We start from the raw sequence: 23,117 nt of genomic DNA, 5'->3' as shown, positions 1-23,117 counted from the left end.
TTTGTTACCATCAAAGGAAAAAGTTTTACATTTGATATTTAACAGATTTTATTTTTCTTTGCACTGAAATTATTAATCATTAAACAATAAAACTATGTCTGATATCGCTTCAAGAGTAAAAGCTATAATTGTAGAAAAATTAGGTGTTGACGAAAGTGAAGTAACACCTGAGGCTAGCTTCACCAATGACCTTGGTGCTGACTCTTTAGACACCGTGGAACTTATCATGGAGTTTGAGAAAGAATTTAATGTGGCTATACCTGACGATCAGGCTGAAACTATCGGCACAGTAGGTCAAGCCGTAGCTTACCTTGAAAAAAACGTTAAATAAGCTCTCCTTAATTTAATTAAATGGAGTTTAAACGAGTTGTAGTAACCGGGCTAGGGGCACTTACTCCAATTGGCAACACTGTTCCAGAATACTGGAACTCGTTGATTAATGGAGTAAGTGGCGCTGCTTTGATCAAGAGTTTCGACACTACTTTGTTCAAAACAAAATTTGCATGCGAAGTCAAAGGCTTTGATGCAGATGCTTTTTTGGGCAGAAAAGATGCGCGCAAGCTTGATCCTTTTGTGCAGTACGCCCTGTATAGCACTGAAGAAGCAGTAAAAGACGCTGATTTAGATTTTTCTAAATTAGATGTAAGTCGTATCGGCGTTATCTGGGGATCCGGTATCGGTGGTTTAAAAACGTTTTTAGATGAAGTTACCAATTTTGCCAAAGGCGATGGTACACCAAGATTCAATCCGTTCTTTATACCAAAAATGATTGCCGACATTGCTCCGGGCCATATTTCTATTAAATACGGTTTGCGTGGACCAAACTTCTCTACAGTTTCTGCATGCGCATCTTCAAATAACTCACTAATTGATTCATTTAACTATATCCGTTTGGGTAAAGCTAATATGTTTATAAGCGGTGGTTCTGAAGCTATTATTAATGAAGCCGGTATAGGCGGATTTAATGCTATGCACGCACTGTCTGTACGTAATGACGATCCGGCTACGGCTTCACGTCCGTTTGACCTTGACCGCGATGGTTTCGTGGCAGGCGAAGGTGCCGGTACCATTATTTTGGAAGAACTGGAACATGCTAAAGCACGTGGTGCTAAAATATATGCCGAGATGATAGGCGGTGGCATGAGTGCCGATGCTTATCACATGACTGCTCCGCATCCTGACGGCTTAGGCGCTGCTTTTGTAATGCGCGCAGCACAGGAAGATGCCGGTGTAACGCCAGCTGATATTGATTATGTAAATGTTCACGGAACATCAACACCAATTGGTGATCCGCAGGAAATTAAGGCTATTCAGGACGTATTTGGCGAAGATGTTTATCGTATTAACATTAGTTCAACCAAATCAATGACCGGCCATTTACTAGGTGCCGCAGGTGCTGTTGAGGCAATTGCTTCAATCCTGGCATTGAAAAATGGCATTATACCCCCAACCATTAACCACTTCACTGACGATCCTACTTTTGATTCGAAAATAAACTTTACGTTTAACAAGGCTCAAAAAAGAGAGGTAAGAATTGTACAAAGCAATGGCTTCGGTTTTGGTGGCCACAATGCTTCTGTAATATTTAAAAAGTACGAAGAATAAGATAGTGGATGCCTGTTGGTCGGTTATATAAGCTTTATTTTTCTCCACACAGAAAATATGTTAAAGTATTAAAGAATTTGCTCGGTTTCGTGCCGGGCAATTTGTCTTTATACCGATTGGCATTCAGGCATAAGTCGGCTGCACAAAACGTCAAAAAGGGCGTTAAGAACAGCAATGAGCGCCTGGAATTTTTAGGCGATGCTGTTTTAGGCAGCGTAGTAGCCGAAGTGCTCTTCAAACTTTATCCCTATGAGGATGAAGGTTTTTTAACCGAACTGCGATCAAAAATTGTTAGCCGCGCTAATCTTAATCAGCTTGCCCGTAAACTGGGTTTCGAGCAGCTGATAGAATATGATAACCGGGCATTAGGGCCAACCAGGCAGGGATCTTTACTTGGCGATGCCTTTGAGGCGCTGGTTGGTGCGGTGTATCTGGATAAAGGTTATGATTTTACTAAAAGCTTTTTAGTTAACAACATCATTAAAGCTCACGTGGACATTCATACCCTTGAGCAAACCGAGACCAATTTCAAAAGTAAGCTCATCGAATGGTGCCAGAGACACAGTAAAGACATATCTTTTGATCTGGTTGATAATGGCGATGGCGAGAATGTTAAACTCTTCACTGTTCAAGCCAGTGTTGACGGCCAGATTATGGGCCTGGGTAAGGAGTTCAGTAAAAAGAACGCCGAAAAACTCGCCGCCGAAAAAGCCTGCGAGGCTTTAGGTATATAACACCCGCACCTCATCCTGAACTTGTTTTTCAGGATCCCGATATGTTTTATTGCTTTACTATCGCCGTTTCAAGATACTGAACAAGTCAGCATGTACTTCGCTTGTTTAAACACAAAACCCGGCTGCATCTCGCAGCCGGGTTTTTTTTACGATTAATATATATAATTATTAAGCTAATTTTACATTTACCGCGTTAAGGCCTTTTCTGCCCTGTTGTGGCTCATAAGTTACTTCGTCGTTTTCACGAATTTTGTCGATCAAGCCTGATACGTGTACAAAGATTTCTTCGCCACTTTCGGTTTTGATGAAGCCGAAGCCTTTAGAGTCATTAAAGAATTTTACTGTTCCTGTTGCCATTATGAAAATTGAATTAAATTACTGCAAGGTAGAGGAAAATATTTAATATCCAATAGTTGAGACGCTTTTTTGATTGTTTTTTATTCTTTAATGACACGCTAATACTGGGGTTAATAGCCTCCAGATCGGCAATAGGTGGGAGTTTGTTGGGTGTAAATATTACAATGCTATCAAATGTGTTATAGGATTTAGGTAATTACAGTTAGACAAAAAAAGCGCATTTTTGTAATATGCCTACTGGAACTCTTTTTTTGATACCCGTGCCGCTTGCAGAAGATGCCGCAGCTAAAACCTTTACGCCTTATCTGGTTGATACCATAAATCATATCAAAGAGTACATTGTCGAGAATGAAAAAACAGCCCGCCGTTTCCTGAAGGAAGCCGGACTGAAGACGCCGCAAAGCGAATTGGTAATCCATGACTATGGCAAGCACAACCGCAATAGTAGCCTTAAGCCGTTTTTCATGGGCTTACAGACAGGGAAAGATGTGGGATTAATGAGTGAAGCCGGATGCCCGGGGATAGCCGATCCTGGAGCAGATATAGTAGCCGAGGCGCATCGCCGGAATATAAGAGTGGTGCCGCTGGCAGGACCAAGTTCTATTTTATTAGCATTAATGGCATCAGGATTCAACGGGCAAGGGTTTGCCTTTCAGGGATACTTGCCCATTGACAAAGCCGACCGCAGCCGCAAGATCAAAGAACTGGAAAATTTATCTGACAGACTTAATCAAACGCAGATATTTATAGAAACGCCGTTTCGTAACAATCCGCTGTTGGAAGAAATTTTGAAAAGCGGCAGTCCTAAAACCAAGCTCTGTATCGCCTGCAACCTTACTGCGGCTGACGAGTTTGTGCAAACCAAGACTATCGCCGAATGGCAAAAACAAGTGCCTGATCTGCATAAAAAGCCAACTATTTTTCTATTATCACGTTCTGTTTAAGTGATCAATCAGCAGCATACTCAGGTTTTAATTGTCGGTGCAGGTCCGTCAGGGTTAATGATGGCTGCACAGTTACTGCGGCATGGCGTGCAACCGGTAATTATCGACAGTAAACAAGGGCCTACAGATCAATCTAAGGCCCTGGCTGTGCAAGCGCGATCGTTGGAGATTTACCGGCAACTGGGAGTGGTTGAAACCATTATTAACAATGGGAAGCAAGCTGGCGGAGTGGCGCTGAATGAAGGGGGCAAAAAACTAGCCGGGCTATCATTAGAGGACACGGGCAGGGGACAAACTAAATTTCCTTATGTGTTCCTGTATCAGCAAAGCAAAAATGAGCGCACACTGCTGGACTTTTTAACTGCGAACTGTTGCCCGGTTTATTGGGATACTAACCTGGTATCGTTAACTCAGGGTGCCGGTAAAATAGAAGTGCAATTACAATCGGCGGCGGAGCCGGTTACACTTACTTGCAACTGGCTTATAGGAGCAGATGGCGCACATAGTACTGTGCGTAAGCAGTTACAAATACCTTTCAACGGCGACACCTACGCTCATGAGTTTTACCTGGCAGACGTTGAACTGGATAATAAAAAGCTTAGCGATACGCTTGTTGACCTTTACCTTTCGAAAAAAGGATTTGCCGGATTCTTTCCGATGCCTGAGAAAAACTGTTACCGTATTATAGGCAATCTGCCTGAAAATGTAAAAACCGAAGATTTAAAATTGGATGACGTGCTTCCCCATTTAAACAGCGTTACCAAATCCGTCATCAACGTAGCTGATATTAAGTGGTTTACTACCTATCGCCTGCATCATCGCATGGCGGATAGTTTCAGGAAGCAGCGTTCTTTTTTAATTGGTGATGCAGCTCATATCCACTCGCCCGTTGGCGGGCAGGGCATGAACACCGGGCTGCAGGATGCTTATAACTTAGGCTGGAAACTCGCAGGCGTTTGTACTGGTCAACTTAGCGAACAGATATTAGAAAGTTATGCCGCCGAGCGAATACCCGTGGCTAAAGAGCTGCTCAATACCACCGACCGCATGTTTAAAGTAGTGATGTCGACCGGTTGGTTTACCATGCTTTTTAAACGCTGGGTATTGCCCGGATTACTTCAATTTGTATGGAACAGGCCTAATATCCGTGAATTGTTTTTTAGGCGGGTTTCGCAGATCTATATCAATTATCGACATAGCAAGATTAGTTTGCATTTGAGTAACGCCACACAAATAAAAGCGGGAGACAGGCTGCCCTACCTAACTGTTTACGACGAAAAGAAACAAACCGCGACCGATTTGCATGAATGGTGCAGCAAGCCCGGTTTTACATTGATTGTATTAGGTAAATTAAAAGAGATAGACCTGTTTACCCTGGCCAAATGGATCACTCAAAACTACAATGGTGGTCTGAATTTTTACTACCTGCCGCCGTCGGCCAAAAATAAACACATATTTGAGCACTTCGAGGTTGCAAAAGATAAAAAGAAAGCGCTAATTATAAGGCCGGATATGCACATCGGTCTTGTAAATGATGTGGTTGATATTGATATGATGGATAACTACCTTAACAAGGTAGCCGGACTAGCAAAGCAGCTAATTAACCGTGGATAGTCTCAGATTTTCCATAGTTTTTTACAACCTCAGCCTCATAAGTTAAAAACTCTTTCCAGCGTTTGTCAACATCAATAGTTTCAGCATATTTCTTAGCCAGATTAATGAACATGGCATAATGTGTAGCCTCGCTGATCATTAGTTCGTGATAAAACTCGGAAAGCTTCGCATCATTAATATTTTCTGACAATACCTTAAAACGCTCGCAACTGCGTGCCTCAATCATGGCTGAAAACAATAAGCGGTCGACTAACTGCGCCTCGCGCCCGCCCCCAATAATGATGAATTTACGCAGCTCGTTTACATAATCGTCCTTACGCTCACGGCCCAGCACGTAACCACGATCTAAAATGATCTGGTGCACACGCTTAAAATGATCCATCTCCTCCTGCACCAGATCAGTCATTTGTTGTACCAGGTCGCTCAGGTTGGGGTTTTGAACGATAAGTGTAATAGCGTTCGACGCTGCCTTTTGCTCGCAAAAGGCGTGATCAACTAACAACTCTTCAATATTGCTTTCTACGACGTTCTTAACCCATTTTGGGTCGGTTGGCAATTGTAGTTTTAAAATGGTTTTCTCGCTCACGATGTAAAGATAACTGATGGAGTTTGATATATTAAAACACAATTTAAACCGATGCCACAAAGCTATTCATCGATTGGGGTGATATCATTTGGCAGACGAAGAATCGTGAACCTATTTTATCGCCGACCTTAAAATCCGAAGTTTTTGAAGTTATTAATGATATTGCGAACGATCATGAAATTATGGACTGTATCAATGTTGAAGATCATATTCATTTGTTGGTGCGTTTGCGTACTGATCAATCTGTCGCAGATGTTGTAAAGACAATAAAGGGAAACTCGTGGGAATAATTTAAAGATGATCCGGAAAAGTATATTACAGGGCAAGATGGTTTTGCAGTATTCAGCGTTAGCCCTGATCAGCTACAAAATGTTCGCGGCTATATTTATAGTCAGGAGAGACATCACCGCTACGACTTATACATTATACAAACTCTTACTCTCAATAAATTTCAATACCGCGTCAGGTACAAAAAATTGCACGTTCTTTTTCTCGGCGATGGACTTACGGATAAATGTAGCCGAGAGTTCCATTTGCGGCGTCATTGTAATGGTTACGGCCGGGTGAGATGCCAGTTCGGCATTTTCATACCCTGGGCGGGGATATACAAATATTTTATAGTCGCGCAGGATAAGTTTGTAGTTTTTCCATTTATGCAGGCTAGCCAGATTATCGGAACCCATAATCAGTGCAAACTCATGCTGCGGATATTTTTCTTTTAGATGAGTAAGCGTGTCAATGGTGTATGATGGCTGTGGTAATCTCAGCTCCACATCACTTACTTCTATATTCTGGGCATTGTCGGTAGCCAGACGGGCCATTTCCAGGCGGTCATAGGTATTGATCAGGTCTCCGTATTTTTTAAAGGGGTTTTGAGGCGATACCACCAGCCATACTTTGTCAAGCGTGGTATGATTGGCCAGGTAGTTGGCTATAATAAGGTGGCCAATGTGGATAGGATTAAATGAGCCAAAGAATAATCCAATTTTCATTTTAATTTTGCAATTGGGAGTTAGCAATTGACAATTTAACCGGTGCCAGTTTCCGGAAGACTTAGATTGAGTATCGAACAATTTAAGCATCCCAGGGATGCAAACTGCAAATTATTTCATTAGGAAATTCTTAACCAACTGCTCAGCTTCTGCACATGCCGTTTGAAGGTCGTGATTTTTGAGTATAATATCAAATTTAGGAGCATAATTCAGTTCTTTTTCAGCTTTGGCAAAACGCTCTTTCAGTTTTTCTTCACTGTCGGTGCCACGGCCTGTTAAACGTTGCTTCAATACCTCTAACGACGGTGGTTGTACGAAAATAGCCAGAGCTTGTTCCTCGTATTTGCGTTTAAGGTGCAAGCCGCCTTCCACGTCAATATCAAAGATCACCGTTTTACCTTCGTCCCAGATACGCTCAATTTCAGTGCGTAGCGTACCGTAAAAGGTGCCTGAATACACTTCTTCAAACTCAACAAAGTGTTTTTTTGCAATGCGATGCAAGAATTCTTCTTTACTGATAAAATAATAAGACTTGCCGGGCTGCTCGTCGCCGCGAGGTTGCCGGGTAGTAGCCGAGATGGAAAACGCAAGCTCAGGAAATTTAGTAAGCAGGTGTTTAACTATAGTAGTTTTTCCGGCTCCTGATGGTGCAGAAAATATGACGAGTTTTCCTTCTTTCATTAGTCATGAAGTCATTCATCATTGGGGCACTACTATTAAGCTCAATAACTTAATGACTAATGACACAATGATCAATCTATAATACGTTTAGTAGTTGTTCTTTAATTTTTTCGAGCTCTTCTTTCATGCCTACTACCAGTTTCTGGATGTTGGCATCGTTTGCTTTTGAGCCCAGAGTATTTATTTCGCGGCCGATCTCCTGAGAGATGAATCCAAGTTTTTTACCGTTGGCATCGGCATTCTTTAAAGTCTCCAGGAAATACTCGCAGTGTGTTTTCAAGCGGATCTTTTCCTCGGTGATATCCAGTTTGTCGATGAAGTAGATCAGCTCTTGCTCAAAACGATTCTGATCAATCGCCTCGCGGCCGACAGCCTCATTTAAAAACTGGTTTAAACGCTCGCGGATAACCGGTATACGTTTAGGCTCTTCAATCTCAATCAGTTTCAGGTTTTGTACAATGATATCGATGCGATATTTCAAATCTTGCTCTAATACACCGCCTTCGTCACTCCTAAACTGCTGAAATGCGGACATTGCCTGGTTAAAGGTTTTCTCAACAAGCTTCCACTCATCTTCAGAGAGCGTTTCTTCGTCATATTTCACAACCTCTGGCAAACCCAAAGCCAATTGAAGCAGGTTACCGGCAGGCTCGTTTAGCTCGGCACTAACTGCCTTTAATTGTTCGTAATAGTTTTTTAAAAGCGCCGTGTCAATACCGGCAGCTTTCGCAATTGTATTGGCCTGCTCAACATTGATAGACAAATTTACCTTACCACGCTCAATTTGCTTACTGCATTCATTACGTAGCTGGAACTCTTTCTCAGAAAAAATTTTGGGCAGGCGCAAAGACAGTTCGAGAAACTTACTGTTCAGGGATTTAATTTCGACGGTATACTTGGTGTTACCCGAGTCGAAACTGGCAATTCCATATCCTGTCATGGATTTTATCATGCGCAAAGATAGTTTTTTTTCTTCAGTAGCTATGGTGTGATGTTAAAACGCCCCGGACATCGTTGAATAACTGCTATAAGTTGCCAAAAATTAACATTTTTTTACAACTGCACTCAAATGCAATGATTAGTTTTGTGTTCTTGAATCAATTATATATATACCGCCGGCTTAGCATTCTTATTGCTTTTTTTGTTTGTTTGACATTCAGCGTATCGGCTCAGCAAGTTGTATATTTTAAAGGTGTTGTTTTTAAGAAGAACTCGCCTGTTACCATTGCTTTTGCATCAGTAACAAATCTTAGCCGTAAAAACATTCCCGAGGTTTTAAGCGACAATGTCGGCAGTTTTCGTATACAGGCGGCTATAGGCGATACGCTGCTTTTTAAAAAAACCGAATACACCCCTCAGATCGTTGTTATTCAAAGTTACTCGCCGCTTTCAGTATATATGCAGGCAGTTATTCATCTTGAACAGGTTACCATTAAAGAGGTAAGCAAGCAAAAGGAATTGAATGATGCACTGGACAATTACAAGAAAAAAGGCCAATATTATACGCTTGACCCAAGCGTATTGTCGGTTTTGATTTCTCCGCTTAGCGGATTATATGAATTGTTTGGAAAAGCCCCGGCACAGGCACGTAAATTTCAACAGTATTCTAAGCAAGAAATGGAGCGCATTGAGGTTGCCAAACGTTATAACAAAACCGTTGTTAAAAAAATAACCAATATGCCTGACGAGGATCTGGAGGACTTTATGTTCAACTTTACACCAAACGTCGAAGATATACGCGCCTGGACTGATTACGATATTATTAGTTATGTTAAGCGTTCATACGCTTACTTCAAAGCCAACCGCAATTCTTATAAGCTGCAAAAGCTTAATTGAGCTATTGAAAGATAAAAAGGGATGACCAAACGATCATCCCTTTTTTATAAGCAGGAGGCTAATCTCTAACTACGCCTCTACTGACTGACCAACCAAGTGGTTAGCTACCAGGTATTCTGCAATTTGTACCGCATTGGTAGCAGCGCCTTTGCGCAGGTTGTCTGAAACAATCCAGCAGTTCAAAGTATTTGGCTGGCTTTCGTCACGACGGATACGGCCTACAAATACTTCGTCTTTATCGTGCGCGTCAAGCGGCATCGGGTACTTCAGGTTAGCTACATCGTCGGTCACTACTATACCAGGAGCTTTTTCAAGGATAGCTTTAACTTCGGACAGGTCGAAATCATTAGCAAATTCAATATTTACTGATTCTGAGTGACCGCCCATAACCGGGATACGTACTGTAGTCGCAGTAACACGGATACTGTCGTCGCCCATAATTTTGTTGGTTTCTTTAACCATTTTCATCTCCTCTTTGGTGTAACCGTTTTCGGTAAACACATCGATATGAGGTAATACGTTCAGGTCGATTTTGTAAGGGTATGCCATAGGTCCATCTATGCCGGCACGTTCGTTCATTAACTGGTCGACAGCTTTTACACCTGTACCGGTTACTGACTGATAGGTTGAAACCACTACTCTTTTTATTTTGTAACGATCATGCAATGGCTTTAAAGCAACCACCATTTGTATGGTAGAGCAGTTAGGGTTAGCGATGATCTTATCTTCGGGAGTTAAAACATGGGCATTAACTTCTGGTACAACCAATTTTTTGGTTGCATCCATACGCCACGCCGATGAATTGTCAATAACAGTAGTGCCTGCTGCAGCAAAAAGCGGGGCCTGAGCCAATGAAGTGCCGCCACCTGCCGAAAATAAGGCAATATCGGGCTTCTGTTTAATCGCATCCTCAACAGAAATAACCTTATAAGTCTTACCCTTGAAAGTGACTTCTTTACCTACACTTTTCTCTGAGGCGACCAATAATAGCTCTGTAATGGGGAAGTTGCGTTCTTCAAGAACCTGCAACATTTTGGTGCCTACTAATCCCGTAGCACCTACAACTGCGATTTTCATTGTATTTTAATTGTTTCTAAATAGTAAACGAAGTTGCCTTGCGGCGTTTCATTTTAATTAATTTGTTTATTATAATTTATCGGAGGGCAAATATCGTGATTTTTTGCTTATAGTCAGCACTTAATGTAATGATATTGCGATATCATTCAAATCAATTTCTACCTTTGCTTAACTGATACTCTTTATGACCGAAACTATAATTGTGCTGGGTTCCAACGGGCAAATTGGCACCGAGCTGGTAATGAACCTGCGTGCCAAATACGGCAATAACCAGGTAATCGCATCTGACATCCGTACAACTGATAATGCTGCTATAAACTCAGGTCCGTTTGAGCTCGTTAATGTGCTTGACAAAGACAATCTGCATCAATTATTCGAAAAGTACCCACCAACACAGGTATATCTTCTGGCGGCTATTTTGTCTGCCGTAGGCGAACAAAAACCAAAGCTGGCGTGGGATTTGAATATGAATGGCCTCATTAACGTGCTTGACCTGGCGCTTGAATTTAAAATTCCCAAAGTTTTTTGGCCAAGCTCTATCGCCGTTTTCGGTCCGCATTCACCAAAAGAAAATACGCCGCAATTTTGTGTCATGGACCCTAATTCGGTTTACGGTTTTAGTAAACTGGCCGGCGAACGTTGGTGCGAATATTACCATGCAAAATATGGTTTGGATGTACGAAGCATCCGCTATCCGGGGCTTATCGGCTGGCGGTCTGAACCGGGTGGTGGTACTACTGACTATGCCGTAAATATTTTCCACGAGGCTTTAGCTAACAGCAAATATGAAAGTTTCCTTTCGGCAGATACCGCCCTGCCAATGATGTACATGGAGGATGCCATCCGCGCTACTATTGAACTGATGGAGGCGCCCGCCAGTAAATTGACTATCCGTTCTTCATACAACCTTGGTGGAATAAGCTTTACGCCGGCCACGCTTTCCGCAGAAATAAAAAAACACCTGCCTGATTTTGAGATCAGCTATGCCGATAGCGACCCGCGTCAGGCTATTGCTGACAGCTGGCCCAATAGCATTGACGATACCTTTGCCCAAAGAGACTGGGGCTGGAAACAGAAGTTTGATTTAGCCAGCATGACGGCCGATATGCTGGAGAATCTGAAAAAATAGCTTAATATACGAAAAGTGCAAAATTCTTTACCTTTTCGTATATTTGAGTATGACTAAGCAGGCTATCATCTATAGCAAAAGATGATATCGTCTTAGTTATCTTTCCTGACATCACTGCGAGTTTCATCACCACTCAATTACAATGGCAAGAAAAAACAGATTTGCTGTTGAATATTTCCTTAGTGAATAGGCTAAAAAAAGCATCGCTACTCCGCACCGGTAAATCTGCACGTTGAGCAAAGACTTAGTACAAGGACTTCTAGGTAAATTAACAGGCTCAGAAATTGAAGAACTTAACCAAAAGCTTAAAACACTCTTGCAGTTGCACTAACCTGTCCGCTATTTTCAATCTCTAACTAAAACATAAACATTATATTTGCACCTCAGAGCCCTGCCTAAACAGGGTTATTAAGTATACTATGGGAAGAGCATTCGAGTTCCGTAAAGAAAGAAAGTTTAAACGTTGGGCCAAGATGGCCATACAGTTTACCCGTTTGGGCAAAGAGATAGTGATGGCGGTAAAAGCAGGCGGCGGCGACCCTAATACCAACTCGCGCTTACGTACTGCTGTACAAAATGCTAAGGCGGTTAATATGCCTAAAGATCGTGTTGAGGCCGCGATAAAACGCGCCACCAACCGAGACGAGAAAGATTACGAAGAGTTGGTATATGAAGGGTATGCGGCTCATGGTGTTGCCGTGTTGGTTGAAACCGCCACAGATAACACTAACCGTACCGTCGCCAACGTACGTAGCTACTTTACTAAATATGATGGTGCACTGGGCAAAACCGGCTCGCTTGATTTTATATTCACCCGTAAAGCAGTGTTTACTTTTGATCCGGGCAGTCGTGATCTGGAAGAACTGGAATTTGAACTGATTGACGCCGGTTTAGAGGATTTGTTTGTAGAGGCTGACGAAGAGGGAAATGATATTGCTGTACTTCACACAGCTTTCGAGGATTTTGGTAAGATGCAAAAAGCCCTTGAAGAAAAAGGTATTGAAGCGAAATCAGCGAAGTTGGAGCGCATCCCTCAATCATTCAAAGAAGTTACTGAGGAGCAAGCTGTCGATGTATTAAAGTTGATTGACCGCTTAGAGGAGGACGACGACGTACAGGCGGTTTATCATAATATGGCTGAGTAAGCAGCCTCCGCCAACCCTCCGGGGGTAGGGAGGGCTTTAAAAATGCTTAATAATAAAAAAGTCTCCCCTCGAGGGAATTTAGAGAAGGTCGATATGCCACTATTCACCAGACGCAAGCAAGATAAAAAAGCTAAAGTTGTTTTTAGTGGCGACTTACTTTTGGTTGAATTTGATGGTGGTAAGCCGCAGGTTTTTCCGTTAGATTGGTTCCCGGCATTGAAGTCCGCCACTGATGAAGAGCGTGCAGATTGGGACCAAACGGATAAAGGCATACGGTTTAATAAATTGAATCTTGATATTAATACGCAATAGAACCAGGAACAAAGAAACAAGATTTGAATGTGTCTTGGTTCTTGACTCTTAATTCTTGTCTCTCATACAACAATGACCTTCGAAGAGTTTTTTAAAAAGAAACGGATTGATCTGGCGGCCTTTCAACAAGGCGAGCCGGTGCTATTTGCCGAGTTTAAATTACACTTTGAGCAAATGGGCGAAAAGAGTTTCGACCATACTAAGAAATACTGGTTCAATAAACTGCGCGGACAATACCATTTAGCCCCCGAAATAAAAACGGAAAAGCCGAAAGCCGAAAATCAGCTTGCCGAGCAAACAGTGGTAGAGGAACTGAGCGAGCTGACGGCGGCCATACCTCAGATAGATTCTAATCCTGATGTTAATGGCCCAGCCGAGTCGTTACCAGAAAAACCAAAAGTTGGTTTTACGCAGCGTTTCAAAGCCGGTGTTACCAAACCAACTGAACAGGCTGCTCCTATAGCTTCTGAAGAAAAGCAAGAAGGAACGCCAGCTATTGAGGATAAGCCCAAGGTTGGTTTTACGCCGCGTTTCAAATCCGGTGTTACCAGGTCAATCGAACCTGTTATTCCTGCAACTCCTGAAGAAGAGAAACAGGAATCAACAATTACCGAAGAAACACAGAAGGTTGGTTTTACGCCAAGGTTCAAGGCCGGTGTAACTAAACCAGCAGCGGCTCCAGCCGAAGAGAAGCCCACGGAGCATAACCCTGCCGAAGAAAAACCTAAAATCGGTTTTACGCCAAGGTTTAAGGCCGGCATGACGGAAACCCCCAAAGAGCCGAACGCGGAAGAACCTGTTCCGTTAGAAGCAAAACCTGTTGAAGAAAAGCCCGCGGAAGAAAAGCCTAAAATGGGTTTTACGCCAAGGTTTAAAGCCGGTGTTACCAAAGTAACAGCTACCCCCGAGGGGCAATCTAAAGCTGAAGAGGCGGCTCTGCCTGAAGAAAAACCTACCGAAGAAAAGCCGTCTGAAGAAAAACCTAAAATCGGTTTTACGCCCCGTTTCAAAGCCGGTATTACCAAACAGGCGCCACCACCGTCGGAAGAATAAAAATGTCGCTGTAACAATTCAGCTTTTAGGCGTCTAAGTTTTACAGAAACTTAGAATCATGAATTGGAAACTAAATCTTAAGAAAACTCCAAAAACAGAGAAGGCCAAAAAATCAAAAACCCGTGAATGGGTTGATGCGGTAGTTTTTGCCGTTGTGGCTGCTACTATTATTCGTGGCTTATTGTTTTCAGCATACGCTATTCCTTCCGGCTCAATGGAAGGCACCGAACTTACCGGCGATTATTTATTTGTGAGCAAGATCAGCTACGGGCCGCGCATAGCCAATACACCGTTAGCTGTGCCTTTTACCGAACCGGTGATGTATGGCATAAAAACTTATTCGGGTGCCATTCAACTGCCTTACTTCAGGCTGCCGGGCCTCGGTCATATCAGAAACCAGGACATTGTGGTGTTTAACAAACCTGATGAGGCCGGCCCCGGATATAACATCCCGGTTGATGAGCGAACTACGCTGATCAAACGTTGCCAGGCTATTCCCGGTGATGTACTAACAATTATTAATGGTCAGGTTTATATTAACGGTAAAGCCGCGCGAAATGCGCCCAAACAACAGACTTCATACACAGTTCAAATTACCGGTCTGCCTATTAACCCGGATATCATGCGCGAGCAAAATATCTCTATCCGACAGCAGTTGGGGCCCGATAGTTATGAGATGATCATGCCTTCATCGGCTGCTGATATTATAAAAGGTTACTCCAACGTTAAAAGTATAACGCCGGTTATTGCGCCTGCCGGTTCTTACGACCCGGAGATCTTCCCCCATAATGAAAAATTCAAGTGGAATGTAGACAACTATGGCCCCATCCGCCTACCCAAAAAAGGTTGGACAACGCCATTGAACGACTCTACGCTTACTTTATATCGCCGTGCAATTGAGGTGTATGAAAACAATAAAGTTGCCATAAATGGTAATGATATATTGATTAACGGAAAGAAAGCCGGAAGTTACACCTTTAAAATGGACTATTACTGGATGATGGGCGATAACCGCCATGACTCGTTAGATTCAAGATTTTGGGGGTATGTGCCCGAAGATCATGTTATTGGTAAAGCTATGCTGACTTTCTTCAGTACCGACTCAACGCAGAGTTTCTTTAACCGTATCCGTTGGAACAGGGTGTTGCGGCCGATAGAGTAATAACGTTGTTAGGTATTAAGCGGGTGTCATCTGAGGCATAAATCCGGCCTATAAAGGTGAAATGACAATAATTGCCTTCAATGTCATCCATCAACGGTAGAGATCTATACGCATGCTAAGGGCAAAGGCCTTACGATCGAACTTTTAAAGCCTCAGGGTGACACCATTCTATTTTTAGTTGTCATGGGCAGGCTCTCAAAGCCTGGCAGGTGGGCCATCGCTCAGCCTTCGACATAGCTTAGGGTTAAATGGAAGCCTTATTTTATATTTAATTGTAACCAATAAATACCTACCTTTGCCGTCATTATAACAAAAAATAACATGGCTTATAATTTATTAAAAGGCAAAAAAGGAATAATTTTTGGCGCATTAGACGAGAACTCTATCGCCTGGAAAACTGCCCAGCATTGTCATGCAGAAGGCGCCGAAATTGTGTTAACTAACGCTCCTATAGCTTTACGCATGGGCGCTATAAATAAACTGGCCGAAGAAATTAACGCTCCGGTTATTCCTGCCGATGTTACCGTTGCTGCCGATATTGAAAATTTATTTGCTAAATCAATCGAGCACTTTGGTGGTCAGGTTGATTTTGTGCTACATTCAATAGGTATGAGTATCAACGTACGTAAAGGCATCCCTTACTATGAAAATAACTACGAGTTTACACATAAAGGATTCGATATATCGGCTTTGAGCTTGCACCGTGTGCTTCAAACTGCGATGAAAATGGATGCTATTGCCGAGTGGGGATCAGTAGTCGCGCTTACTTACATTGCTGCACAACGCGTGTTCCCGGATTATAACGATATGAGCGATAATAAAGCGGTGTTAGAAAGCATTGCACGCAACTTTGGTTACTACTATGGTACCAAAAAGAAAGTGCGTATCAACACGGTGTCGCAATCGCCAACCCGTACTACTGCAGGTTCGGGCGTAAAAGGGTTCGATGGCTTTATCAATTATGCCGAAAAAATGAGTCCGCTGGGTAATGCTGATGCAGACCAATGCGCCGATTACCTGGTTACCTTATTCTCTGACCTGACCAAAATGGTTACTATGCAAAACCTGTTCCATGATGGCGGTTTCTCTTTCACCGGAGTAACGCAAGCGGTTATTGATCAAATGGAAAAATAACATCTGGCAATTAATGTCAATAACAAAAGCCAACCTTCTGGTTGGCTTTTGTGTTTTAAATAAGCTAATAAAAATCCCCTCCGATTGCGAAGGGGATTATATATTATCGAAAGATCAATATATCTGTTTTAATCGAAATCAATTATTCGGTTTCCACACTTAGTTTATCACCGGTAACTTCTTCCTTAATTTTAGCTTCCAACTCGTCCATTAGTTCCGGGTTATCCAGGATCAACTGTTTAACAGCATCACGTCCCTGACCTAAGCGGGTCTCGCCATAGCTAAACCATGAACCTGATTTTTTAATGATGTTATGCTCAACACCCAGGTCAATGATCTCGCCGGCTTTTGAAATACCTTCACCAAACATAATGTCAAACTCGGCAATACGGAACGGCGGGGCAACTTTGTTTTTAACGATCTTAACTTTAACGCGATTACCTGATACTTCGTCAGTATCTTTAATTTGCGATATACGGCGAACATCTAAACGTACCGAAGCATAAAACTTCAAGGCGTTACCACCGGTAGTTGTTTCAGGGTTACCAAACATCACGCCGATCTTATCGCGCAGCTGGTTGATAAAGATACAGCAGCAACCGGTTTTAGAAATGGTGCCGGTTAGCTTACGCAAGGCCTGCGACATCAAACGGGCATGCAACCCCATTTTTGAATCGCCCATTTCGCCTTCGATCTCGGCTTTTGGCACCAGGGCCGCAACTGAATCGACAACCAGAATGTCAATAGCGCCTGAGCGGATCAGGTTATCAGCAATCTCTAAAGCCTGCTCACCATTGTCCGGCTGTGATATTAAAAGATTTTCAACATCAACGCCTAATTTCTTGGCATAAAAACGGTCGAATGCGTGCTCCGCATCAATAAACGCGGCAATGCCACCTTTACGTTGTGCTTCTGCAATAGCGTGAATGGCCAAAGTAGTTTTACCTGACGATTCAGGGCCATATATCTCAATTACGCGGCCTTTTGGCAAACCGCCAACACCCAATGCAATGTCAAGGCCCAATGATCCGGTTGGGATTACCTCTTGAGGTTCGATAACATTATCGCCCAATTTCATGATGGTGCCTTTTCCGTACGACTTTTCCAGTTTGTCTAGTGTAAGTTGTAATGCTTTTAATTTATCTGCGTTGCTCATCTTTTAATAATATCTTTAGCAAATATAAAACTTATTTTTAAGATTACTAATAATTTTAGTAATTATTTTAATTGGATTATTAAACTTAGTTAACTTAATAAAGCTGGTCAACTATTGTTATCAACACTGCGCTTTTTGAGCTCTTTGCTAATGGTATTCAGCGATTTTTTTAGCTTGGCATCTTTCACCTTTTTTAATCGCAACGCTTCTGCTTTTTCCAAGGCTTTCTCCGTATGTGTGCGCTCATAATAACGGCAAAACCAGGTAAGCGGGCAAATGTCGCACTTAGGATTACGCGCAACACAAATATACCGCCCATGTAATATCAACCAGTGATGCGCTATAGCCAAAGTGTTTTGCGGCAGATATTTGACCAGTTGTTTTTCAACAGCCAGCGGCGTGCGCGCATTGGTAGTTAAACCGATACGGTCGGCCACACGAAAAACATGAGTATCCACGGCAATGGCCGGCGCATCATAAACTACCGAGGCGATAACATTGGCGGTTTTACGGCCTACACCGGGCAGCTTTTGTAATTGATCGATATCTGCAGGAACTATACCGCCAAAATCGGAAGTCAGCATTTGAGCCATACCCACCAAATGCCTGGCTTTATTGTTTGGATAACTTACGCTGCGGATATAATTAAATACTTCGTCTGAATTTGAGGCTGCCAAAGTTTCGGCATCCGGGAAGCGTTTAAACAAATCAGGGGTAACCTGGTTAATGCGTTTATCTGTACACTGCGCCGACAGGATCACCGCTACAAGCAACTCAAACGGATTAGAATAATGCAATTCAGTTTCGGCCTGCGGCTGATGTCTGGAAAAATATTCGACGAAATGGTGATAGCGTTCTGATCGTTGCATGGCGGCTTAATAACCATCAAAAGTAAAAAAGTATGCGGGAGTAACGACAATGCCAGCAACTTTTAAACAAAAAATCCCGGGCAGAATTAGCGTCTGCTCAGGATTCAAGGCTTTTATCGCCCATCAGCAACTAACGTTTACTTTTTGAATAATCAAGAATGTAATGGATCGTTTGAAGCTTTGGTTGCTTTTGCAAAAGCTCCAGTTCAGGCCGTAATGAATGATAAAAAATCAAATCATCGGCCTCAAGGTTCTCTTTTACATTTTCCTTTTTCACTTCGTCGTTGTTGTGGTTGCCAAGTGCATTTAAAGTAGTAGAGGTTTCACCCATAAGCTGTGTTTTGTTGATCAGTTTGTATACATTGTATAACGTGCGCTATTTCTATTTATTTTAACCACATGAAAATTAAATGAAATTTTTCTTCTCGGTTTATAATCAGTTATAGACTTAATTAAATATAGGCTAATTTTTAATTTGGCGCTAAACTTTGAGTTAAAAATTCCCTGCGTCCTGGATGGTAATGGTAATAAAAAAGGCTACGCACACATGGGATGGCGTAGCCTCATACAATGATTACTATTTGGAAAACTAGTTTTTTAGACTAAGCTCTTTGGCCTGCATCATTTTTCGCAGGTTATTAAGGGCATAACGCATCCGGCCCAGTGCGGTGTTGATGCTTACTTCGGTAATGTCTGCAATTTCTTTAAAACTCATGTCGCCAAAATGGCGCATAATCAAAACTTCCTTCTGCTCAGACGGTAATTGTTGTATTAGTGTTTTCAGATCTTTATGGGTTTGTTCGCGTACCATACGGTCCTCGGTACTTTCGTCGTAGTTACCCAGCACCTCAAAAATGTCAAAGTCGTCGCCATTGCTAACCATTGGCGCACGCTTTTCGCGGCGGAAATGGTCGATGACCAGGTTGTGTGCAATACGGGTTACCCAAGGTAAAAACTTACCTTCCTCATTGTATTTACCCGCTCTTAAGGTATTGATAACTTTGATGAACGTATCCTGAAAAATATCTTCAGCAAGGTACTCGTCCTTCACTAACAGATAAATAGAAGTGTATATTTTGGCTTGATAGCGGCGGATAAGTTCTACTAATCCTTTTTCATCGCCACCAATGTAAAGATGGATTAGATCCTGATCACTTTGCAATTGAAAATCCATATAAAGCGTTTACTTTAACTTAGTTAAATAAAATTGTTAAGTATAGCTTCTAATCGATATGGATTCCTTTAGGGGTTAATAAAATTGTTACATCAAATTAAATAAATTTCATCGTAAAAAACAAATAATTTTTTTCTGTCATAATATTTTTTGTATCACGATGTTATTTGGATACTGCTAAATATTTTAGGATTTTTGCACTTTCAAAAAAATCGGCTCAATTATTGGCTATGTCTGTCAGACTTTATTTTTTGAGAAGGTTTAATCGCTTGATACCATAGTCGATAGTCCATAGACCATGGTTAATCAGAGGAAACTATGGTCTATCGGCCATGGACCATGGACCCAAAATATCAACGAATGAACGAAGCAGATAAAGATCCGCAAAAAAATATCATCATAAAGGGCAGCCGCGTGCACAACCTTAAAAACCTGGACGTAGCTATCCCCAAAAATAAGCTGGTTGTGATAACGGGTATGTCGGGCTCGGGCAAATCATCCCTTGCTTTTGACACCTTGTATGCCGAAGGTCAGCGCCGGTATGTAGAGAGCCTTTCGGCCTATGCGCGTCAGTTTTTGGGCAGGATGAATAAGCCTGACGTCGACTATATTAAAGGCATTGCGCCGGCTATTGCTATTGAGCAAAAGGTTATCACGTCGAACCCACGCTCTACCGTAGGTACATCTACAGAGATCTACGATTATCTGAAACTGTTATTCTCGCGTATTGGCAAAACTATTTCGCCGGTATCAGGCGGTATAGTTAAGCGCGACTCAGTTACCGATGTCATTAATTTTATCATGACTCTGCCTGACGATGCGCAGGTTACTATACTATGCCCGCTGCATCCGCACAATAACCGCAGTCTGAAAGAGGAGTTGGCCGTATTGATGCAAAAAGGATTTGTAAGGGTAGAGTATGACGCGGCCATATCGCGCATTGAGTCATTACTGGAAGACGAATCCATCGCTAATGGCCCGCTGGTGAGCGATCACGGCCTGAAGATCATCATCGACCGCATAACTAAAGATACATCCGACGAAACCGTAAGCCGCCTGGGCGACTCGATCCAAACCGCATTTTTTGAAGGCAAAAGCGATTGCCTCGTTTATTATCAGGAACCTGAGGCTGATACTGAAAGCCAACGTTTCTTTTGCGACCGCTTTGAACTGGACGGTATCAAATTTGAGGAGCCTACGCCAAACTTCTTCAGCTTTAACAACCCTTATGGCGCCTGCAAGCGCTGCGAAGGCTACGGCAAAGTAATTGGTATTGACGAGGATTTAGTTATCCCAGACAAAAGCAAGACCATTTACGAAGGCGCGATAGCCCCATGGCGTGGCGAGAAAATGCGCGAGTGGAACGACCAATTGGTTAAGCATGCCCTTAAGTTCGATTTCCCGATCCATCGCCAATATAATCAACTTACCCAGGAGCAACAGCGGCTATTATGGACCGGTAACCAGTACTTCCGCGGCCTTGACGAGTTTTTTAAGGAAATGGAAGCGCAGACCTACAAGATACAATACCGGGTGATGCTATCCCGCTACCGCGGCAAGACTACCTGCCCCGAGTGTAAAGGCAGTCGCCTGCGTCAGGATGCTACTTATGTGAAGATCGAGGGCAAGTCTATTACCGATATTGTTTTGATGCCTTTAGATAAAGCCCTGGCATTTTTCCAGAACCTGGCGCTTAACGAAACCGATGCCAAAGTAGGCAAGCGACTGCTCACCGAGATCACCAATCGCCTGAGTTTTTTGGTGGATGTGGGTTTAAGTTATTTGACTTTGAATCGTTTGTCTAATACCTTGTCGGGCGGTGAGTCGCAGCGTATTAATCTGGCTACTTCGTTGGGTAGTAGTTTGGTTGGCTCTATCTATGTGTTAGACGAGCCCAGCATCGGCTTGCACCCGCGCGATACCCAGCGCCTTATCAGCGTGCTGAAATCACTGCGCGATGTCGGTAATACGGTTCTGGTAGTTGAGCACGAGGAAGAGATCATGAAAGCTGCCGACCACATTATTGACATTGGCCCCGCAGCAGGCACCCACGGCGGCGAACTCATTTTCAGCGGCGACTATGCCGCCATCATTAAAGACGACAAAAGCCTAACCGGCAAATACCTGAGCGGACGGGAGGAGATAGCCATCCCTACCCAACGCCGCAAATGGAACGACTTTATAGAGATAAAAGGTGCGCGCGAGAATAACTTGCAGCATGTTAACGCCAAATTCCCGCTGGGTGTGTTTACTGCCGTTACCGGTGTATCCGGCTCGGGCAAGACCAGTTTGGTTAAACGTATTTTGGCGCCCGCTTTACAGAAGGCTTTGGGCAACTACAACGGCGAGCAAACCGGCAGCTATGATGCCATCGAAGGCGACTACAGCAAAATTGAACAGGTTGAGCTGGTTGACCAAAACCCTATAGGCCGCTCATCGCGGTCAAACCCGGTTACTTATGTTAAAGCCTGGGACGAGATACGTAACCTGTACGCCGCCCGGCCTGCGGCCAAGGCTGCGGGGTTAAAGCCCTCGGCTTTCTCTTTTAATGTGGAGGGTGGCCGTTGCGACGTTTGCCAGGGCGAAGGCGAGGTAAAAATAGAGATGCAGTTTATGGCCGACATCTTCCTGACCTGCGAGACCTGCGGCGGCAAGCGCTTCAAACAGCATATTCTGGACGTTACCTATAACGACAAGAACGTGGCCGACGTACTGGCCATGACCATCGAAGATGCGCTGGAGTTCTTTGCGGCCGAGCCCAAGATCATAGCCAAGATCAAGCCTTTGTTTGAGGTAGGTTTGGGTTATGTGCAGTTGGGGCAGTCGTCTAATACCTTGTCGGGAGGGGAGGCGCAGCGCATTAAGCTGGCGTCGTTTTTGGTGAAGGGGAACAACCCCCATAAGACCTTGTTTATCTTTGACGAGCCGACCACCGGCCTGCACTTTGCCGACATCAAGAAGCTGCTCAAATCGTTTGATGCGTTGCTGGAGCATGGCAATACCATCATTGTGATAGAACATAACATGGACGTGATCAAATGTGCCGACTGGGTGATAGACATTGGCCCCGAAGGCGGCGACCGCGGCGGCAAGGTCGTCTTTGAAGGCCTGCCCGAAGACCTGATCAAACTCAAAGACAGCTATACCGGCCAGTTCCTCGCCGAGCGGTTTGGAGGTTGAAAATTAGTTGATGATCATATACATAGCTGTTTCACTTAAAAGTGAAACACTTTGGAACAGTTGAAACACTATTTTGTATTAAGTTGTTGATGCATAATTGTTTATGAAAACTGGCTGAAACAAAATGAAACAAAGTATTCGTCAGGATTTTTATAGGTAATATCTGCGTTATGTGCTGATAATCAGGCGACTGTAAATTGACCGTTTTTGACGGGGTGAAACAGGGAAAGTGAAACGGTATTTTCAATTTTCCGCGCCTGGCCGGGGTTCTCAAACCCGGGCCAAGTCCGAAACATCGCAAGCGGAACGCCTGCTGTAGCAGGCGGTAACCAACTCCACCATGTCATTGCGGGGAGCGAAGCGATCTCTGCATAACT

At 43.2% G+C, this 23,117-nt stretch carries 24 protein-coding genes; 14 read left to right on the top strand and 10 right to left on the bottom strand.

Annotation, left to right across the window (positions count from 1 at the left end):
* Positions 1-94: 94 nt before the first annotated feature.
* From ABD772_RS14225 to rnc, 3 genes are read left to right on the top strand one after another with little or no spacing between them, the layout of a single operon-like run.
* The gene (locus tag ABD772_RS14225) at positions 95-331 is read left to right on the top strand and encodes an acyl carrier protein (protein ID WP_031266521.1); all 237 of its coding nucleotides are present in this window, start codon (positions 95-97) and stop codon (positions 329-331) included.
* Positions 332-351: 20 nt separating this feature from the next.
* Positions 352-1,605 carry a beta-ketoacyl-ACP synthase II gene (gene fabF, locus ABD772_RS14220; protein WP_345105764.1) on the top strand — a complete coding sequence of 418 codons (1,254 nt, stop codon included), beginning with the start codon at positions 352-354 and terminating at the stop codon, positions 1,603-1,605.
* 8 nt (positions 1,606-1,613) lie between these two features.
* Positions 1,614-2,339 carry a ribonuclease III gene (gene rnc, locus ABD772_RS14215; protein WP_345105761.1) on the top strand — a complete coding sequence of 242 codons (726 nt, stop codon included), beginning with the start codon at positions 1,614-1,616 and terminating at the stop codon, positions 2,337-2,339.
* Between the two features lie 168 nt (positions 2,340-2,507).
* On the opposite strand, the gene ABD772_RS14210 is transcribed toward rnc, so the two are convergent.
* Positions 2,508-2,696 carry a cold-shock protein gene (locus tag ABD772_RS14210; RefSeq protein WP_345105758.1) on the bottom strand — a complete coding sequence of 63 codons (189 nt, stop codon included), beginning with the start codon at positions 2,694-2,696 and terminating at the stop codon, positions 2,508-2,510.
* Positions 2,697-2,926: 230 nt separating this feature from the next.
* On the opposite strand from ABD772_RS14210, the gene ABD772_RS14205 reads away from it, so the two are divergent.
* Together ABD772_RS14205 and ABD772_RS14200 are read left to right on the top strand one after the other, a co-directional pair.
* A complete protein-coding gene (locus ABD772_RS14205) occupies positions 2,927-3,640 on the top strand; it encodes an SAM-dependent methyltransferase (RefSeq protein WP_345105755.1) in 714 nt (237 codons plus the stop codon).
* A complete protein-coding gene (locus tag ABD772_RS14200) occupies positions 3,641-5,254 on the top strand; it encodes an FAD-dependent monooxygenase (protein ID WP_345105752.1) in 1,614 nt (537 codons plus the stop codon).
* Here the strand turns inward: ABD772_RS14200 and ABD772_RS14195 are convergent.
* Positions 5,241-5,840 (bottom strand): MiaE family protein, encoded by a 600-nt coding sequence (locus tag ABD772_RS14195; RefSeq protein WP_345105748.1) that lies wholly within the window; start codon positions 5,838-5,840, stop codon positions 5,241-5,243. The genes ABD772_RS14200 and ABD772_RS14195 overlap by 14 nt on opposite strands.
* A gap of 68 nt (positions 5,841-5,908) precedes the next feature.
* Between ABD772_RS14195 and ABD772_RS17590 the strand changes: the two genes are divergently transcribed.
* Entirely contained in the window at positions 5,909-6,130 is a 222-nt protein-coding gene (locus ABD772_RS17590; protein WP_425562835.1) for a transposase, read from the top strand.
* 126 nt (positions 6,131-6,256) lie between these two features.
* Here the strand turns inward: ABD772_RS17590 and nadD are convergent, their stop codons facing one another.
* The 3 genes from nadD to ABD772_RS14180 form a co-directional block, all read right to left on the bottom strand.
* Positions 6,257-6,832, bottom strand: a complete 576-nt coding sequence (gene nadD, locus ABD772_RS14190; RefSeq protein ID WP_345105745.1) for a nicotinate (nicotinamide) nucleotide adenylyltransferase — start codon at positions 6,830-6,832, stop codon at positions 6,257-6,259.
* A 111-nt stretch (positions 6,833-6,943) separates the two neighbouring features.
* Positions 6,944-7,513 (bottom strand): guanylate kinase, encoded by a 570-nt coding sequence (gene gmk, locus ABD772_RS14185; protein WP_345105742.1) that lies wholly within the window; start codon positions 7,511-7,513, stop codon positions 6,944-6,946.
* A 76-nt stretch (positions 7,514-7,589) separates the two neighbouring features.
* A complete protein-coding gene (locus tag ABD772_RS14180; RefSeq protein WP_345105739.1) occupies positions 7,590-8,453 on the bottom strand; it encodes a YicC/YloC family endoribonuclease in 864 nt (287 codons plus the stop codon).
* A gap of 209 nt (positions 8,454-8,662) precedes the next feature.
* Here ABD772_RS14180 and ABD772_RS14175 point away from each other — a divergent pair, with 209 nt between their 5' ends.
* Positions 8,663-9,349, top strand: coding sequence for a hypothetical protein (locus ABD772_RS14175; protein WP_345105736.1), 687 nt, complete (start codon positions 8,663-8,665; stop codon positions 9,347-9,349).
* Positions 9,350-9,418: 69 nt separating this feature from the next.
* On the opposite strand, the gene ABD772_RS14170 is transcribed toward ABD772_RS14175, so the two are convergent.
* Positions 9,419-10,426 carry an aspartate-semialdehyde dehydrogenase gene (locus tag ABD772_RS14170; protein WP_345105733.1) on the bottom strand — a complete coding sequence of 336 codons (1,008 nt, stop codon included), beginning with the start codon at positions 10,424-10,426 and terminating at the stop codon, positions 9,419-9,421.
* Between the two features lie 184 nt (positions 10,427-10,610).
* Here ABD772_RS14170 and ABD772_RS14165 point away from each other — a divergent pair, with 184 nt between their 5' ends.
* The 6 genes from ABD772_RS14165 to ABD772_RS14140 all read left to right on the top strand — a co-directional run bounded on the left by ABD772_RS14165 (position 10,611) and on the right by ABD772_RS14140 (position 16,361).
* Positions 10,611-11,555, top strand: a complete 945-nt coding sequence (locus ABD772_RS14165; protein WP_345105729.1) for an NAD-dependent epimerase/dehydratase family protein — start codon at positions 10,611-10,613, stop codon at positions 11,553-11,555.
* A gap of 419 nt (positions 11,556-11,974) precedes the next feature.
* Positions 11,975-12,700: a YebC/PmpR family DNA-binding transcriptional regulator gene (locus tag ABD772_RS14160; RefSeq protein WP_345105726.1), complete on the top strand. Its 726-nt coding sequence runs from the start codon at positions 11,975-11,977 to the stop codon at positions 12,698-12,700.
* Between the two features lie 42 nt (positions 12,701-12,742).
* Positions 12,743-13,012, top strand: coding sequence for a DUF2442 domain-containing protein (locus ABD772_RS14155; RefSeq protein ID WP_345105723.1), 270 nt, complete (start codon positions 12,743-12,745; stop codon positions 13,010-13,012).
* Positions 13,013-13,084: 72 nt separating this feature from the next.
* A complete protein-coding gene (locus ABD772_RS14150) occupies positions 13,085-14,065 on the top strand; it encodes a hypothetical protein (protein ID WP_345105720.1) in 981 nt (326 codons plus the stop codon).
* A 58-nt stretch (positions 14,066-14,123) separates the two neighbouring features.
* On the top strand, positions 14,124-15,227 hold the full coding sequence (gene lepB / locus ABD772_RS14145) for a signal peptidase I (protein ID WP_345105718.1): 1,104 nt from the start codon (positions 14,124-14,126) through the stop codon (positions 15,225-15,227).
* Positions 15,228-15,548: 321 nt separating this feature from the next.
* Positions 15,549-16,361 (top strand): enoyl-ACP reductase FabI, encoded by an 813-nt coding sequence (locus ABD772_RS14140; protein WP_345105715.1) that lies wholly within the window; start codon positions 15,549-15,551, stop codon positions 16,359-16,361.
* A gap of 142 nt (positions 16,362-16,503) precedes the next feature.
* On the opposite strand, the gene recA is transcribed toward ABD772_RS14140, so the two are convergent.
* The 4 genes from recA to ABD772_RS14120 all read right to left on the bottom strand — a co-directional run bounded on the left by recA (position 16,504) and on the right by ABD772_RS14120 (position 19,560).
* Entirely contained in the window at positions 16,504-17,517 is a 1,014-nt protein-coding gene (recA, locus tag ABD772_RS14135; protein WP_345105713.1) for a recombinase RecA, read from the bottom strand.
* A gap of 107 nt (positions 17,518-17,624) precedes the next feature.
* Positions 17,625-18,386: an endonuclease III gene (nth, locus tag ABD772_RS14130; RefSeq protein WP_345105710.1), complete on the bottom strand. Its 762-nt coding sequence runs from the start codon at positions 18,384-18,386 to the stop codon at positions 17,625-17,627.
* 130 nt (positions 18,387-18,516) lie between these two features.
* Positions 18,517-18,717, bottom strand: a complete 201-nt coding sequence (locus ABD772_RS14125; protein ID WP_345105707.1) for a hypothetical protein — start codon at positions 18,715-18,717, stop codon at positions 18,517-18,519.
* A gap of 258 nt (positions 18,718-18,975) precedes the next feature.
* Positions 18,976-19,560 (bottom strand): RNA polymerase sigma factor, encoded by a 585-nt coding sequence (locus ABD772_RS14120; protein WP_345105704.1) that lies wholly within the window; start codon positions 19,558-19,560, stop codon positions 18,976-18,978.
* A 360-nt stretch (positions 19,561-19,920) separates the two neighbouring features.
* Here ABD772_RS14120 and uvrA point away from each other — a divergent pair, with 360 nt between their 5' ends.
* Positions 19,921-22,740 carry an excinuclease ABC subunit UvrA gene (gene uvrA / locus ABD772_RS14115; RefSeq protein WP_345105702.1) on the top strand — a complete coding sequence of 940 codons (2,820 nt, stop codon included), beginning with the start codon at positions 19,921-19,923 and terminating at the stop codon, positions 22,738-22,740.
* Positions 22,741-23,117: the final 377 nt, after the last annotated feature.

Source organism: Mucilaginibacter panaciglaebae (assembly GCF_039539265.1).
GTDB lineage: Bacteria > Bacteroidota > Bacteroidia > Sphingobacteriales > Sphingobacteriaceae > Mucilaginibacter > Mucilaginibacter panaciglaebae.
This window is presented reverse-complemented; position numbering and strand designations above follow the sequence as displayed.

Bases quoted from the DNA above. Each gene is read 5' to 3' on its own strand.
- recA (WP_345105713.1), bottom strand. From the start codon at position 17,517: ATGAGCAACGCAGATAAATTAAAAGCATTACAACTTACACTAGACAAA.
- rnc (WP_345105761.1), top strand. From the start codon at position 1,614: ATGCCTGTTGGTCGGTTATATAAGCTTTATTTTTCTCCACACAGAAAA.
- ABD772_RS14210 (WP_345105758.1), bottom strand. From the start codon at position 2,696: ATGGCAACAGGAACAGTAAAATTCTTTAATGACTCTAAAGGCTTCGGC.
- ABD772_RS14160 (WP_345105726.1), top strand. From the start codon at position 11,975: ATGGGAAGAGCATTCGAGTTCCGTAAAGAAAGAAAGTTTAAACGTTGG.
- ABD772_RS14155 (WP_345105723.1), top strand. From the start codon at position 12,743: ATGCTTAATAATAAAAAAGTCTCCCCTCGAGGGAATTTAGAGAAGGTC.
- ABD772_RS14180 (WP_345105739.1), bottom strand. From the start codon at position 8,453: ATGACAGGATATGGAATTGCCAGTTTCGACTCGGGTAACACCAAGTAT.
- ABD772_RS14125 (WP_345105707.1), bottom strand. From the start codon at position 18,717: ATGGGTGAAACCTCTACTACTTTAAATGCACTTGGCAACCACAACAAC.
- ABD772_RS14170 (WP_345105733.1), bottom strand. From the start codon at position 10,426: ATGAAAATCGCAGTTGTAGGTGCTACGGGATTAGTAGGCACCAAAATG.
- gmk (WP_345105742.1), bottom strand. From the start codon at position 7,513: ATGAAAGAAGGAAAACTCGTCATATTTTCTGCACCATCAGGAGCCGGA.
- ABD772_RS14150 (WP_345105720.1), top strand. From the start codon at position 13,085: ATGACCTTCGAAGAGTTTTTTAAAAAGAAACGGATTGATCTGGCGGCC.
- nth (WP_345105710.1), bottom strand. From the start codon at position 18,386: ATGCAACGATCAGAACGCTATCACCATTTCGTCGAATATTTTTCCAGA.
- ABD772_RS14205 (WP_345105755.1), top strand. From the start codon at position 2,927: ATGCCTACTGGAACTCTTTTTTTGATACCCGTGCCGCTTGCAGAAGAT.
- ABD772_RS14225 (WP_031266521.1), top strand. From the start codon at position 95: ATGTCTGATATCGCTTCAAGAGTAAAAGCTATAATTGTAGAAAAATTA.
- ABD772_RS14140 (WP_345105715.1), top strand. From the start codon at position 15,549: ATGGCTTATAATTTATTAAAAGGCAAAAAAGGAATAATTTTTGGCGCA.
- fabF (WP_345105764.1), top strand. From the start codon at position 352: ATGGAGTTTAAACGAGTTGTAGTAACCGGGCTAGGGGCACTTACTCCA.
- lepB (WP_345105718.1), top strand. From the start codon at position 14,124: ATGAATTGGAAACTAAATCTTAAGAAAACTCCAAAAACAGAGAAGGCC.
- nadD (WP_345105745.1), bottom strand. From the start codon at position 6,832: ATGAAAATTGGATTATTCTTTGGCTCATTTAATCCTATCCACATTGGC.
- ABD772_RS14120 (WP_345105704.1), bottom strand. From the start codon at position 19,560: ATGGATTTTCAATTGCAAAGTGATCAGGATCTAATCCATCTTTACATT.
- uvrA (WP_345105702.1), top strand. From the start codon at position 19,921: ATGAACGAAGCAGATAAAGATCCGCAAAAAAATATCATCATAAAGGGC.
- ABD772_RS14165 (WP_345105729.1), top strand. From the start codon at position 10,611: ATGACCGAAACTATAATTGTGCTGGGTTCCAACGGGCAAATTGGCACC.